The sequence below is a fragment of the Haladaptatus rarus genome (assembly GCF_054177585.1).
On the sequence record NZ_JBPEHG010000003.1, the window covers coordinates 97,689 to 111,723 of the forward strand.

Annotated in this window: 12 protein-coding genes; 7 read left to right on the plus strand and 5 right to left on the minus strand. The window is 62.4% G+C overall.

From position 1 onward, the window contains the following. Positions 1-162: 162 nt before the first annotated feature. The 7 genes from ACR3FE_RS09365 to ACR3FE_RS09395 all read left to right on the plus strand — a co-directional run bounded on the left by ACR3FE_RS09365 (position 163) and on the right by ACR3FE_RS09395 (position 9,011). A complete protein-coding gene (locus ACR3FE_RS09365) occupies positions 163-1,587 on the plus strand; it encodes an MATE family efflux transporter (RefSeq protein WP_458206844.1) in 1,425 nt (474 codons plus the stop codon). A gap of 156 nt (positions 1,588-1,743) precedes the next feature. Beyond that, a complete protein-coding gene (locus ACR3FE_RS09370; protein ID WP_458206845.1) occupies positions 1,744-3,378 on the plus strand; it encodes an alkaline phosphatase family protein in 1,635 nt (544 codons plus the stop codon). A gap of 52 nt (positions 3,379-3,430) precedes the next feature. Further along, positions 3,431-4,936 carry an FAD-dependent oxidoreductase gene (locus ACR3FE_RS09375; protein ID WP_458206846.1) on the plus strand — a complete coding sequence of 502 codons (1,506 nt, stop codon included), beginning with the start codon at positions 3,431-3,433 and terminating at the stop codon, positions 4,934-4,936. A 104-nt stretch (positions 4,937-5,040) separates the two neighbouring features. Next, positions 5,041-6,324 (plus strand): ABC transporter substrate-binding protein, encoded by a 1,284-nt coding sequence (locus ACR3FE_RS09380; protein ID WP_458206847.1) that lies wholly within the window; start codon positions 5,041-5,043, stop codon positions 6,322-6,324. A gap of 7 nt (positions 6,325-6,331) precedes the next feature. Further along, the gene (locus tag ACR3FE_RS09385; protein WP_458206848.1) at positions 6,332-7,207 is read left to right on the plus strand and encodes a branched-chain amino acid ABC transporter permease; all 876 of its coding nucleotides are present in this window, start codon (positions 6,332-6,334) and stop codon (positions 7,205-7,207) included. After that, entirely contained in the window at positions 7,204-8,253 is a 1,050-nt protein-coding gene (locus tag ACR3FE_RS09390; protein WP_458206849.1) for a branched-chain amino acid ABC transporter permease, read from the plus strand. The genes ACR3FE_RS09385 and ACR3FE_RS09390 overlap by 4 nt, the downstream gene beginning before the upstream one ends. Next, a complete protein-coding gene (locus tag ACR3FE_RS09395) occupies positions 8,250-9,011 on the plus strand; it encodes an ABC transporter ATP-binding protein (RefSeq protein WP_458206850.1) in 762 nt (253 codons plus the stop codon). The genes ACR3FE_RS09390 and ACR3FE_RS09395 overlap by 4 nt, the downstream gene beginning before the upstream one ends. Before the next feature lie 357 nt (positions 9,012-9,368). Here the strand turns inward: ACR3FE_RS09395 and ACR3FE_RS09400 are convergent, their stop codons facing one another. The 5 genes from ACR3FE_RS09400 to ACR3FE_RS09420 all read right to left on the minus strand — a co-directional run bounded on the left by ACR3FE_RS09400 (position 9,369) and on the right by ACR3FE_RS09420 (position 14,002). Next, entirely contained in the window at positions 9,369-10,616 is a 1,248-nt protein-coding gene (locus ACR3FE_RS09400; RefSeq protein ID WP_458206851.1) for an MFS transporter, read from the minus strand. Positions 10,617-10,694: 78 nt separating this feature from the next. Then, on the minus strand, positions 10,695-10,937 hold the full coding sequence (locus ACR3FE_RS09405; protein WP_458207185.1) for a metalloregulator ArsR/SmtB family transcription factor: 243 nt from the start codon (positions 10,935-10,937) through the stop codon (positions 10,695-10,697). Positions 10,938-11,220: 283 nt separating this feature from the next. After that, positions 11,221-12,654: a S8 family serine peptidase gene (locus tag ACR3FE_RS09410; protein WP_458206852.1), complete on the minus strand. Its 1,434-nt coding sequence runs from the start codon at positions 12,652-12,654 to the stop codon at positions 11,221-11,223. Positions 12,655-12,764: 110 nt separating this feature from the next. Continuing rightward, positions 12,765-13,262, minus strand: coding sequence for a deoxyuridine 5'-triphosphate nucleotidohydrolase (locus ACR3FE_RS09415; RefSeq protein WP_458206853.1), 498 nt, complete (start codon positions 13,260-13,262; stop codon positions 12,765-12,767). Between the two features lie 41 nt (positions 13,263-13,303). Then, positions 13,304-14,002 carry a hypothetical protein gene (locus tag ACR3FE_RS09420; protein WP_458206854.1) on the minus strand — a complete coding sequence of 233 codons (699 nt, stop codon included), beginning with the start codon at positions 14,000-14,002 and terminating at the stop codon, positions 13,304-13,306. Positions 14,003-14,035: the final 33 nt, after the last annotated feature.

Consider the following 14,035-nt stretch of genomic DNA (forward strand, 5'->3'; position numbering starts at 1 on the left):
TCCCTAATCATCGTTTGCTGGTCTTCGTTTCCCTCCGTATGGTGGTGATTTCGGCGGCGACGTCCGGAGCAGTGTACGTAACAGGGAATGGATGCGGCAAATTTCACCGACCCATCTACGAGTCGAAATATTGAAACCGACCTATTTCGTTTCGAAAAGACGATGACTAGCACACAGCCCCGCAGTTCTATCACGGAGGGTGGGCTGGTGCGCCCGATGTTCGAACTCGCGTGGCCGATCGTCGTCATCCAACTCCTGCAGGTGATGTACAACGTCGCGGACACCTTCTGGCTGGGGCGGCTGTCGGCCAATGCGGTCGGTGCGATGAGTATCGCGTTCCCGCTCATCTTCTTCCTCATCTCCGTCGCGGGTGGGTTCACCACCGCCGGGAGCATCCTCGTCGCCCAGTACACCGGGGCCGACAGCGAGGCCTCCGCTGGGAAGGTCGCAGGCCAGATTCTCGTCTTCGTGCTGTTCCTGTCGGTCGTCCTCGGAGTCGCTGGCCACTTCCTCACCCAGCCGATGCTCTCGCTCATGCCGACACAGGATGCGACGGCCGAGAACGTCGTTCCGCTCGCTCGCCAGTACATGGAGACGTTCTTCCTCGGAATGCCGTTCCTGTTCGGCTTCTTCGTCTTCAACTCGCTGATGCGCGGCTACGGCAACACCCGGACACCCATGCGTATCATGCTCGTCAGCGTCGCCATCAACGTCGTACTCGACCCGCTCCTCATCTTCGGCGTGGGACCGTTCCCGAAGATGGATATCGTCGGTGCGGCGATGGCCACGATCATCGCGCGGGGTGTCGCAACCGTCCTCGGGTTGTACGTCCTGTTCGGTGCTCACGCCGGGCCTGACGTGAGCGTCGACGACCTCGTCCCCGATTTCGGTCACATCTGGGACATCATCCGCCTCGGAACGCCCAGCGCGCTCGAACAGTCGACGAGTGCACTCGCCATGATCACACTGACCACGATGGTGGTTCAGTTCGCCCCGCCCGTCGTCAGTGCTTACGGACTTGGTAATCGACTCGCGTCACTCGTTTTCCTCCCGGCGATGGGGTTGGGGAGAGCGACGAACACGATGGTCGGTCAGAATCTCGGGGCGAAGAAACCGGATCGCGCGGAACGAGCGGTCTGGCTGGCTGCGAAGGTCGGGTCGGCGGTGATGCTCGCCGTCGCCATCGTCGCAGCCCTGTTCTCCGAACCCATCGTTGGGGTGTTCATGGCGACCGGGACCGAGAACGCGGCCCGAACCATCGAATTCGGAAGCGAGTATCTCCGGATTCGCTCCGTCGAGTTCGCGTTCATGGCGCTCTTACAGGTACTGCTCGGAGCGTATCGCGGGGCGGGTAACACCAAGACGGCGATGGGATTCTCGATGGTGGCGCTATGGATCGGACGAGTGCCCACGGTGTACTATCTCGCGTTCGTCCGTGACCTCGGGCCGGAAGGAATCTGGATCGGAATGGCGTTCGGAAACGTCGTCGGGGCCATCGCGGCGGCGCTCTGGTTCACTCGCGGGACGTGGAAACAGACGGTTATCGACGAACCGGGCGTTGCTTTTACGGACGGCGATGGTGACTGATTTTCAACTGCCGGGTTTAAGCGTGCCATAATAAAATGAGTAGACCCAGTAGTGGCCTCCAATGAGTCTGGCGAGCGTCGCGCAACAGGGTGGGTTACCCTGTCCGACGAACGACACGAGATACGCTGGCCGAAACTGTATCCGAGGTGAGAAACGATGAGCGGCAACGTCGATGTCCTTCTTATCGGTATCGACGCGGGCTGTCTTCCCGTCTTCGAGCGGCTCTACGAGGATGACGTCGTCCCGAATATCAGATCGATCTGTGAGGACGGTGTCGCTGCTCCGTTGGAATCCCAGATGCCGCCGTGGACACCGAGTGCGTGGCCCTCGATGTACACCGGCGTCAACCCCGGACAACACGGTGTCTGTGGCTTCGTCACCTACGATGGGTACGATTTCCGTGTGGTCAGTGGAAACGACGTCGAAGAACACGCTATCTGGTCGTTGTTCGACGAACACGACCTGTCGAGCGTCGTCGTCAACGTCCCGGTGACACACCCCCCCGACGAGTTCGACGGCGCGCTCATTCCGGGATTCATCGGTCCCGAGAACCCACGTTGCCACCCAGAAGGGGCGTTAGAGGAGGTACGTGAGGCGATCGGCGAATACCGAGTGTATCCGAACTACTCGCGCGAACACTCCGATTTCACCGACGAACAGAAGATGGACGAGTACACGACACTCGTCCGGATGCGCGGCGAAGCGTTCCGCTATCTCGCCGACAAACACGAACCCGATTTCGGCTTCGTCCAGTTCCAGAAACCCGACACCGTCTTCCACGAGTTCGACGGCGACTGGGAGAAGGTGACGACCGTCTACGAGGAGACGGACAGACAGATCGGCCAGATCTTGGAGGAATGCGACCCGAACACGGTCTTCATCGCCAGCGATCACGGGATGGGTCCGTACGAGAAGTACGAGTTCCGCGTCAACGAGTTCCTGCGCGACGCAGGCTACGTGAAAGCGAGGAAAGGCGGCAAAGGTATGCCGTCGTGGAACCCGATCCAGGAGGAACTGCGCGAAGGGAAAGACACCCGAACGTGGGAACCGAACACTGTCGAACGTATCGCGGCGAAAGCAGCCCAGTTCGGCCTGACCGCACACCGCATCCGAACCGGACTGGAGAAGGTCGGACTCGCCGAGATCGCAAAGCAGTACGCGCCGAAGAACGTGGCTCGAACTGCCAACGAGCAGGTCGACTTCCCGAACTCGGTCGCGTACATGCGAGCACGAACCGAGTTGGGCGTCCGCATCAATCTTCAGGGACGGGAACCGAACGGCGTCGTTCCACCGGAGGAGTACGACGAACTGCGCGATGAACTGATAACGAAACTCAGCGCGGTCGAGACGCCCGACGGCGAACCCGTCTTCGGCGAGGTCGCACCGCGCGAGGAGTACTTCCACGGGAAGAACGTGGAGAACGCTCCGGACATCGTGACGATGCCGAACGAGATGGGTCAGTTCCTCTCCGCACAACTGCTCGGCGACTACTTCGCGCCACCGACGGAACCGTGGAACCACAAATTGGAGGGCGTCGTCGCCGCGAAAGGGGCGGGAATCGACACCGAAGCGATGCCGACGAAGGCCCACATCTTCGACATCGCTCCGACCATCATGTCCGCGTTGGGTATCCCGTACAGTGACCGGATGGACGGGAACGTGATTCCCATCGTCGCGGATGTCGGCTCTCAGTCCTATCCCGAGTACGATGAAAGCGACGAAATGGCGATGGACGAGAAGGGAGAAGAGGACGTCGAAGAGCGGTTGGCCGACCTCGGCTACATGCAGTAGACGGCCACCTTCCTTATCCACGACGGCGTCGAACCCCGTGTTCTGGGGTTCGATGGAACGAAACGAATTACCGGGGATGGATGCATCACTCTGGCTAGAGACGACGCAGTCGTCCGACTTCGACCCGCTCGATGGTGATCGTCGGGTCGACGTGGCGATCGTCGGCGGTGGAATCGCGGGGCTGTCGGCGGCGGCGGAGTTGAAAGACGCCGGAAGGACGGTGGCTGTGCTCGAAGCAGAGCGGGTAGTTTCCGGTGTTACGGCGCGAACGACGGCGAAGCTGACGAGCCAACACGGTCTCGTCTACCGCGAACTGCTGTCGCGCTTCGGTCACGAACGCGCTCGCCAGTACGCGACGGCCAACGAGGCGGCTATCGAGATCGTCGCCGAACGTTCCGAGAAGGTAGACTGCGATTTCAGTCGTCGTCCCGCCTACACGTACGTCACCGATTCCGGCGAACGAGGTCGAATCCGACGCGAGGTCGAGACTGCCCGAAGTCTGGGGCTTCCGGCTTCGTTCGTCGAGAGCGTTCCACTCGATGTGGATGCGAACTGTGCAGTCCGGTTCGACGACCAGGCGCAGTTCCATCCCCGGAAGTACTTGCTCACCCTCACAGACGAGATTCAGGGTGACGGGTGTGAGGTGTTCGAAGAGACGCGGGCAACCGACCTCCACTCGGGACACCCCTGTCGCGTCGAGACTGAACGCGGGACGGTGACCGCAGACCACGTCGTCGTTGCGACCCACTTCCCGTTCGTCGACCCCGCCGGATACTTCGCCCGGCAGTACCCGAAACGGTCGTACGTGCTGGCGGTTCGCACGCGTGACCCACCACCGGAAGGGATGTACTACCGGTCGGGCGACCCCTACTTCTCGGTTCGTTCACACGAGACGAACGGCGAGTCGTTCGTCCTCTGTGGCGGCCAGAATCACAAGACTGGACAGGGCGGTTCGACGAGCGACCGGTATCGGGCGGTCGAACGGGAGGCCCGACGTCGGTTCGACATCGAAGAAGTCGCGTACCGCTGGTCGACACAAGATTACGTTTCGACCGACCGCGTCCCGTTCGTCGGTCCCATCGCCCCGTGGCACTCGAACGTCTTCGTCGCCACTGGCTTCGGCGGTTGGGGGATGACGAACGGTATCGCGGCGGGTCGAATCGTCGCCGAGGAGATCGCAGGAGATGGAAGCGAGTGGGCCGACGTGTTCGACCCAGAACGTCTCCCGCCACTCGGAACCGCTCGGGAGTTTCTATCGGAGAACGCGAACGTCGGGACGAAGTTCGTCTCCGACTGGATGAGAAAACCATATGGGGCACGAGAGTCGCTCGCACCGGGCGACGCCCGAATCGTCCGTGAAAGCGGGAATGTCATCGCCGAACACCGCGACGAAGACGGCGAACTGCACCGCGTGTCGGCGGTCTGTACGCACATGAAATGTCTCGTAAAGTGGAACGACGCGGAGCAGACGTGGGACTGCCCGTGTCACGGGTCGCGGTTCGACTACGACGGTGGGGTTATCGACGGTCCCGCCAACCGCGATCTCCCCGAACGGTAGCGAGACGTTAGCTCATCATCTTCCGTCACCTTATCCAACGTTGTCATTTCGGCGATTACACATACCACGCTTATGCGAATTCTGGGTTTATCGATATATGTGGCATGACAACAAACGACACATATATCGGTCGCCGAGCGTTCCTGCGGGCGACTGGCGGAGCAGGAACGACACTGGCATTCTGCGGACGTGTCGGTGCACGTTCGCGTCAGGGGAATCAGATCGCATTCGGGCAGCCAGCGTCGTTGACGGGGAAGTGGGATTTCCTCCAACCGGCGGTGTCGCAGTCGACCGACCTCGCTATCGGCGAGATAAACGATGCAGGGGGGCCACTGGATCAGCAGGTCAATCTCGTGCGGCGGGATACGGCTGTCGAGCCACAGCAGGCTCGAACCGTCGTCCAGCAGATGAACAACAACGACAACGTCGCCGCCATCCTCGGGCTGTTCTCCAGCGAGATCACGCCGTTGTTCCAGTTCCTCAAGTCACAGCAGGTACCCATCGTAACGCCGTGGCCGGGGAGTACCGCGCTCGACGGACGGGGCGGCGACAAGGGGACGCCGGGGAACCTGAGCGACGACGACTGGATATGGCGCACCATCATCGGTGACACCGTCCACACCATCGGCGCGGCGAAGAAGATGGTCGACGAAGGCTTCGACCGCGTCGCCATCATGAACGGCACCAGCCAGGGTGAGCGGTCGTGGGCCGATGCGTTCCAATCCGCCTACGAGAACGGCGGCGGAACGATCGACCAGCGCGTCCAGGTCGAGGAGGGTAAATCGACCTACCAATCCGAACTCGACCGACTGTTCAACGGTAACTTCGGCGCGTGGGCGCTGGCGGTCGCGCTCGAAGACGCGGTCACCATCGTGCGAGAGTGGTCGAGCGCAGGCTACGGCAAACAACTGCTGCTGGAGGACGGACTGCGCGACCAGGATCTCATCGACGGCGCAGGCCAGCAGGCGAGCGGTGCGTGGCTCGCCGCCGCAACCGGACAGGGACCGGGATACGACGCGTTCATCCAGAAGTTCCAGCAGGCGGGTGACGCCGACATCCACCCGTGGGGTGTCGCGGCCTACGACGCGACCAACGTCGTCGCACTCGCCATCGAGCGGGCGGGCGACGCCAGTCGTGATGCGATCGAACGCAACATCGGCCCCGTCTCACGCGGTGGTGGAACGAAAGTCAGTACGTTCGCGGAGGGGAAGGAGGCGCTCTCGAACGACGAGGGGATCAACTATCAGGGGGCGGCGACGCCGGTCAACTTCACCGACTTCGGCAACGTGTTCGGTGCGGTCGGCGTCGAGCGCATCTCTGCGCAGGGGTTCGAGCAGATCGACACCATCCCGACGAGCGAGTTGAAACCGCTGGTCGAGACGTACTGACCACCGCATGGTTTTGCAGGACGTGGTGTTCGGGGTCGTGCTCGGGTCGTACATCGCCGTGGCTGCCATCGGCTTCACGCTGGTCTACGGACTGGTGAACATGATCAACTTCGCCCACGGCGAGTACGTGACCATCGGCGCGTTCGTCGGCTTCGGCCTGGCCGAGCAGTGGGGGCTCCCGACCACCGCGACCATCCTTGGCGTCGTCCTGCTCACGGCAGTCGCGGGGTGGGGGCTTGCGATCCTCTTCTTCCGACCGCTCGCCCAGACTGGGCCGATTCCACTGCTCCTGACCTCGATCGGTGTCGGTCTCATTCTTCGGAACGGCATCCGACTTGTCGCCGGGCCAGACCCGCGCCGATTCTCGCTCGCGCAGCCGAACGTCTATCGCTCGGAGGCGCTCGACGTATTCGTCACGAGCCAGCACCTGTTCGTCGTCGGCATCGCGCTCGCCTCGTTCGTCACCATGCATCTCCTGCTTCAGTACACGAAACTCGGCACGGCACTGCGCGCGATGAGTGACAACGAAGATCTCGCGCGGATCACCGGCGTCAACACGACCCGGATGCGAAGCGTCGTCTGGCTGCTCTCGTCGGGACTCGCCGGGTTGGCGGGTTACCTCCTGGCCGTCCAGCGCGCGGCCAGCCCGTCGGTCGGCTTCGAACAGCTCCTGTTGATAATCACCGCTGCCATCCTCGGCGGTGCGGGAAGCGTGTACGGCGCTATCGTCGGTTCGTACCTCCTCGGAATCACGGTCTCGTTGTCGATCGGTCTCCTGCCGAGTTGGGCGACCCAACTGGGAACGACGATGGCGTTTCTGGTGCTCATCGTGGTCCTGCTGGTACGCCCCGGCGGTATCGCCGGGACGGAGGTGCGGGCGTGAGCGTGGCCGACCGACTCTCGCTCGACCGCTTGCCCCTCTCGGCGGGGACGACGGGCGTTCTGTTGCTCGGGCTGACGCTCGTACTTCTGGCAGTTCCGCTTTCGATCCCACTGCCGGGGTTCGCGCTGGTCTTTCTGGAAGTCGGTGTGACGTTCCTGTTGTACGGGCTGTTGGTGCTCGGCCTGAACCTCCAGTTCGGATTCACCGGTCTCGTCAACTTCGGTCACGTCGCCTTCTTCGCGGTCGGCGGCTACGCCGCCGCCATGCTGACTGCCCAGAATCCATTCGCCGGCGTCGGTCTCGGCCTCCCGTGGCCGGTCGGCCTCCTCGCAGCGGTCGTCGCGGCGTCGCTTCTCGGTGCGGTCATCGGGGTGGCGACGCTCCGACTCAGGGACGACTTTCTGGCGATCGCCACGCTCGCCGTGGCCGAGATACTCCACGACCTGTTGGGGAGCTTCGAGAACGTGACCGGTGCGAATATCGGTATCCTGAACGTTCCACAACCGGTTTCGGCGCTGGCGGCCGACTCGGATACGGAACTCGCCGGAACCGTCCTGCTGCTCGTCGGCATCCTGCTCCTGTCCTACGCAGGATTGCGGCGACTGACGGATGCCCCGTACGGGCGGGTTCTTCGAGCCGTTCGCGCAGATGACCGCGTGACCGCCGCACTCGGGAAGAACGTCTTCGATTACAAGTTACAGGCGTTCGTCTTCGGGGCTGCGCTCGGCGGCTTGGCAGGCGGACTGTTCGCGTTCTACAACGGCGCGGTCGCGCCCGGTTTCTTCGGACTCAACGTTACGGTGTTGGTCTGGGTCGGGATGCTCATCGGCGGCCCCGGCAACCATCGCGGCGTGCTCGCAGGCGTCGGTATCGTGCTGGCGCTTCGATTGCTCACCCGCTTTCTCAACCAGCAGCTCCCGTTCGTCGGTCAGGACCAGTTCGCGTCCGTCCGACTCGTCCTCATCGGCTTAGTCCTCGTTCTCATCATTCGCTACCGACCGGCCGGTATCTGGGGCGACCCGGACGAGCTGGGGGTGAACCGATGAGTCTGCTCGATGCCGATGGCCTGCGGAAGTCCTTCGACGGCGTGCAGGCGCTCGATGGGGTCGACCTCACGGTCGATCAAGGCGGTCTCGTCGGTCTCATCGGTCCGAACGGTGCGGGGAAGACGACCCTGTTCGACTGTCTCTCCGGCGTCCAGTCGCCGGACGAGGGACGAGTTCGATTCGAGGGTCGAGACGTGACGCACGTGGCGACCCACGACCGGGCCACTCGTGGGATGGTTCGGACGTTCCAGCGAACCCGCGAACTGCGGACGCTGACCGTCGCCGAGAACGTGCGATTGCCCGCAGCTGACCATCCCGGCGAGCGTGCGTGGCCCGCGCTGGTTCGCACGGACGCCGCGGTCGAGCGGGAGCGGGCGGTGCGCGCACGAGCGACCGAACTCATCGACTTCTTCGACCTCGGCCCGCTCACGGACGAGTACGCGGGCAACCTCTCGGGTGGCCAGCGCAAACTACTGGAGTTCGCTCGCGCACTGATGCTCGACCCGACTCTCCTGTTGCTGGACGAACCGTTCGCTGGCGTGAATCCGACGCTGACCCGGAAACTCACGTCGTTCGTCGAGCAGATGAACGACGAGGGGTTGACATTCCTCATCGTCGAGCACGAGATCGAGACGCTGGCCGACCTCGTCGACCGCCTGATCGTACTGAATCAGGGTCGAGTGTTGGCCGACGACACCCCGGAGGCGGTGTTGCGCGACGAACGAGTCATCGACGCGTATCTGGGCGGTCGCGTCTGATGAGTGCAGCGGTGAACGACGTTACGCACGGCGACCAGACAGCAACAGGCCGCCCGGACGTTCGACTTCGAGAACTGAACGACTGGTTCCGTTGTTTTGTACTGTTTTCTACTGAAATGTACTGGTTGCGCCATCAGACGGCGTGCGAGGTGCGAGTGAAACGAGTACCGAGCGCGCCCACGCCGCTGGCGGGGAGGTTTGGGGATACCTGTGGTGCGGTGTGGTGCGGTTGCGGTATTTTGCTCTAGCGAATCCTCTCGGTTCGGCAGCAGTGCGGTCGTTCGTGACTGCCGTTGGTTCATCTCCGAGTCTGCTCTCGCTCCTGATTCGCAGCGAACGAAACTGCTCTCGCTCTCGTCACCACTGGGTCAACGCTCTCGCTCCATGTGAGTACGACAGTACGCCGAAAAAGGTCAGGACGCCGGAGATCGAGGCCAGTCCACCGACGTAGAAGACCCACTCGATGCCGGGGCCGGTCATCAGGATTCCTGCCAGAATCGGCGCGAGGATGCTGCCGGGTCGCCAGACGAGTTCTCGAACCCCGAAGCTACTGGCGACGCCCGCGCCATCCGCGCCCTCGTCTGCGAACAGCGCCATGCTGGCAGGTTCGCGGAAGCTATCGGCGACTCCCAGCAGGGCGTTCAGACCGACCAGCGGGCGGAACGCGGGCGAGAGGTCGCCGAGCACGGGGAACGCGGCGGGGAGCGCGAGCGCCCGGCCCATCGCGGGTGCGGACGGGATCAGGAGGGCGACGAGTCCGTACATCCCGCCGCCAGCGAAGACGAACAGTGCCCGACCGTAGTGGTCCGAGAGCCGCCCCGTGTGGGGCTGAAAGAGCATGTTCGTGAACTTCTCGGCGATGAGGATGGTGCTGACTGCGAGGGTCGCGTAGGCCAATCCACCTTTCGCCGCCTCCACACCGGCGAACACGAGCACCCAACTCCTGACCATCGTCACCGCCACGGAATACTGCGCTCGGAAACTGGTGAGCGTCAGGAGCCGACGATTGAACGCCAGTTTCGAGAAGGGAAAGCCCTCGATGCGCGTCTCGTCGCGCTCTACGAACACGAGGACACCGAGCAGTGCCGGAACGAGCAGGGCGACGATGACGCCGAAGACGACGCCGAACCCGTACAGTTCGTACAGCGCGGCGGCGGAGAGCGACCCGAGGATCGACGCCGCGAACCGCGCAGCGTTGGCCTTGCCGATGTGGTTCGACCGCGTTCCCGTCGTCGAGAGTTCACCGACGAGCGAGAGCGTGATGAGTCCCGTCCCGGTGATCGCCACGCCCTGAAGCGCACGAGCCGTGATGAATCCCAAACTGCTCTCCACGAAGGGGAACGCGGCGTATGCCACGATGGAGAGTGCGAGACTGCCGAGCAGGACGGTTCGCTTGTCGTAGCGGTCGCCCGCCCACGCCATCGGTACGACCACGACCGACTGCGCTGCCGTGAGTCCGGAGACGAACAGCCCGACGACGACCCCCGATTTCGGGTCGAGAACGTTGAGATACGTCGGGAGGAGTGCCGCCAGCGTGATGAACCCGAAGCCGCTGGCGAACCGCGAGAGATAGAGTGCGTAGAACTGAACCCGGTTTCGATGCACGACTCTCTCTGCGAAGAAACGTCGAAAAGGCCTTTCGTTTCGAAACCAACTCGTTCTCGAACCGGTTCGGCGACGAGTTCAGTCGTCCGCACTGGCCACGGGTTGCCCCGAGAACGCGGTCTTGGCTTCGGGCGACAGGCGGTTCACGACCGCGCGCCCGTCGCGCTCGCGCTCGACCAGTCCGTCTTCTTCCAGTCGTTTCAGGTGATGCGTGACGGTGCTCGGGTCGCGTCCCAGTTCGTCGGCCAACTCGCCGACCGAGGCGGGTTCCCTGCGCGCGACCGCGTCGAGCACTGCGGCGGGGGTCGGTACGGTCGGGATCGCAGCGACAGGGAGTGCGTTCTATCGAGTGCGGTCGAATCTTCGGCGACTACTGGGGAACGACGAGGAGTGATGCGTCGTTTCGAACTGGGACGTCGTTTCGAACGGGGTTACCGTTATTCTCGACAGTTCGAGCACAGCCCATCTTCGAGATAGACGTCGAGCATTTGTTCTCCACAGTTGTCACACTGGTTGAGTACGTCGCTGGCTGTCACGTCGCTTCGTTCGCTGGTAGTAACCCGATGAGAATAGGGATATCGATTTCGGAGAAGTAGAACCTGTTTCAGTAGTTTACCAGAGTGACATCGCTATACGTTCCCATATTCCCGTTCTCTGCACGAGTCACGGCGTCTGCGGCGTCCACGAAGCCCGACCCGATATTCCACGGCGTGTAGCTACTGAGTGCATCTTCAGCTTCTGCCGAGACGGTGTTCAGCAGTTCGGCTGGCGTCGGCGACCCGCTGTTGTTCTGCCGGTAGGCGTCGACGACGAGCGTGGCGATTCCGGCGACTGCCGGGCAGGCCATGCTCGTTCCGCTGATGGTCGCGTACCACAGCCGGGTGTCCCCGCTGGACGCATTGAGCGGGTCGGTCGGTTCCATCGTGCTGACGATGGCGTTGCCGGGCGCACCGACACCGGGCCGGTAGATGCCGAGCGGGCCGGACGCCGACCCGTCACTGCGATACTGCTCCAGGTTGTCGAGTGCCGTCTTTCGATCCCAGTTGCTCGGGTCGGCGCTCTGTTTACGACCTCGTGATGAGAAATCGGTCACCGATCTATCGTCTTTCGTCGCGGCGACACCGAGGACGTTCGGTGCTTTCGCGTACTGATTGAGCGTGTTCGTGTTCGGTCCGGAGTTGCCCGCCGCGAACACCGGCAGGAGCCCCTGTGTCCACGCCTCCCACGTGGCGACGTTGAGCGCGTCGTCCGGGTTGAACGCCTCGCCGTTCGAGGAACCATAGGAGTTCGAGACGATGGAGATGTCGGTCTCGCCTGCTTGCTGGCGCGCGAGCAGGTGGTCGAACGCGGCGACCGGTTTGACGATGAGGAGGGTCAACCCCGCCGAGTAGACGGTGAGGTCGGCGTCCGGAGCCATCCCTCGGAACTGGCCGTCGCTTTGTGTTCCGTCGCCAGCGATGGTTCCAGAACAGTGGGTACCGTGCCCGTTGTCGTCGGTATCGAGTTCGCCCGCCCGAACCCAGAGCGTCGGCTCTCCAAGTGGGTTGCCCGCCCAGCGCCAGTTCGAGACGAGACTGGCATCGAGGTCCGGATGGTCGCCGTCCACGCCCGAGTCGATGACTGCGGTGTGAACCCCCTCTCCGGTGTATCCTTTCGACTGCACTTCCGACACGCGCGTTACGTCGCGCGTGTCGTCGTTGTAGTAGTCGAGTTCGACGTTCTTCTGGACGTATCGAACCGAATCCCAGTCGGCGACGGTCTCCAACTGACTGACCGAGAGTTCAGTGTAGCCGATGGGCAGCACCTCGAACTTGTGATGACCGTTTTCGAGGTCGAGTGTGCCGAGTCGGTCGACATCGTCGTTGCTTTCGAAGACGACGAGTGCCTCTTGCAGGGCGCTCGTCGTCAGGTCGAACGCAGAGTCGAGTACGCCATCCCCTGCCATCGCCGTTCCGCTGAAGGGTATCGTCGATGCGACAGCCGTCGCACCGGTCGTTTTCAGAAATCGCCGCCGTCCATGTGGCTGGTTGACAACCATTCTATCTCCTATCGTATGTTCTAAGAACTAATAAATTTCCAACGATATTCGAAAAATAATAGAGTATGTAATATTTAGAAAAGTGATATTAGGCGAACGGCTCAGTTCATCTACTCGACGGTCGGTTGCTCGACATTTTCGCCCTGATAATCGCCGTCGTACGTTCCGTCGTGGTCTGCCTCGCTGAGGACGAGTTGCGCGATGCGTGCCCCGCGTTCGAGTTCGATGTCGTGGTGAACCTGCAACAGGCCTTCGCCTTTGCCCTCGTATCCCGCATCCCAGACTGCCGTGTTGAGCATACAGGAGTTACGCATGAGCGACGACCGGGGGAAGATGAATCCGACGTGGCCTTCGGGAATCCGGACGGTCTCGGCGTACTGGACGATGTAGCCACCTTCCGGGAGATAGTAGGTATCAGGCGACTTCTCGGTCACCTCTTCGGGTTCGACCTGCTGGCGGTCTCCGATCTCCTTCCCGTTGCGTCCGATACGGCCTGAATCGCGCTGTTCGTAGACGGTTTCGAGCGTCAGGTCGAGGCCGTTGGGCTGTACCTGCTCGTCCCTGGTTTCCGCGATGTGCTCGGCAACGAACGTTCCGCTCTGGAACATGCTCGAACGGATTCCGCGCGGAGGCAAAATGGTTGTCTTTCTCACTCGACGTACTCGACCGACCCGAGAGATGCGCCGTCCGCCGCGTCGAGTTCGCGTGCCCGGACGGTTTCGACGCTCGCGTTGGGGCCAAGCTGGACGTGACCACCGACGACCGTCTCGACATCCACGTAGTCGAGTGCGATGTCGTCTCCTTCGACGTGTTCGGCCCGGAGGAATCCATCGGGTCTGTCTCGGGTGACGACTACGGAATCGGCGACGAGTCGCCCGACGTTCGATTCCGAGACGAGTTCGAAGGCGAGGTCGTCCGCCTCGATTCGCTCCGCTTCGATGGCTCCGTGGACGCGAACCGTCTCGGCGTCGAGCGTCGTCAGTTCGACCGCGCCGGACGACTCGAACGTCGCCACTTCGACTGTTTCGAGGTGGGCCGCCCCCGAGCATTCGAGGGTATCGGCGACGACCGTTCCTTCGACGTGTATCGACCCGGAGACGACGAGGTGATCCATCCGAACGTCTCCTTCGACGTTCGTGGCCCCGGATACGTCTGCCGTCTCTCCGAGCAGATCTCCCTCGACGTTCGTCGGCCCTGCAAACGAAGCACTCTCGACGTTGACATCTCTCTCGACGGTCACGACGCCAGAAACCTCGAACCGTTCTGCATCGACTTCATCGAAGCTGGTTATTCCGCTCACCCGGATCGTTCCGTCTCGGTCGCCATCTCGGTTGGTGTGTGCTTCCATCACAGTTGGCGTTCCACGACTATCTCCATAAAT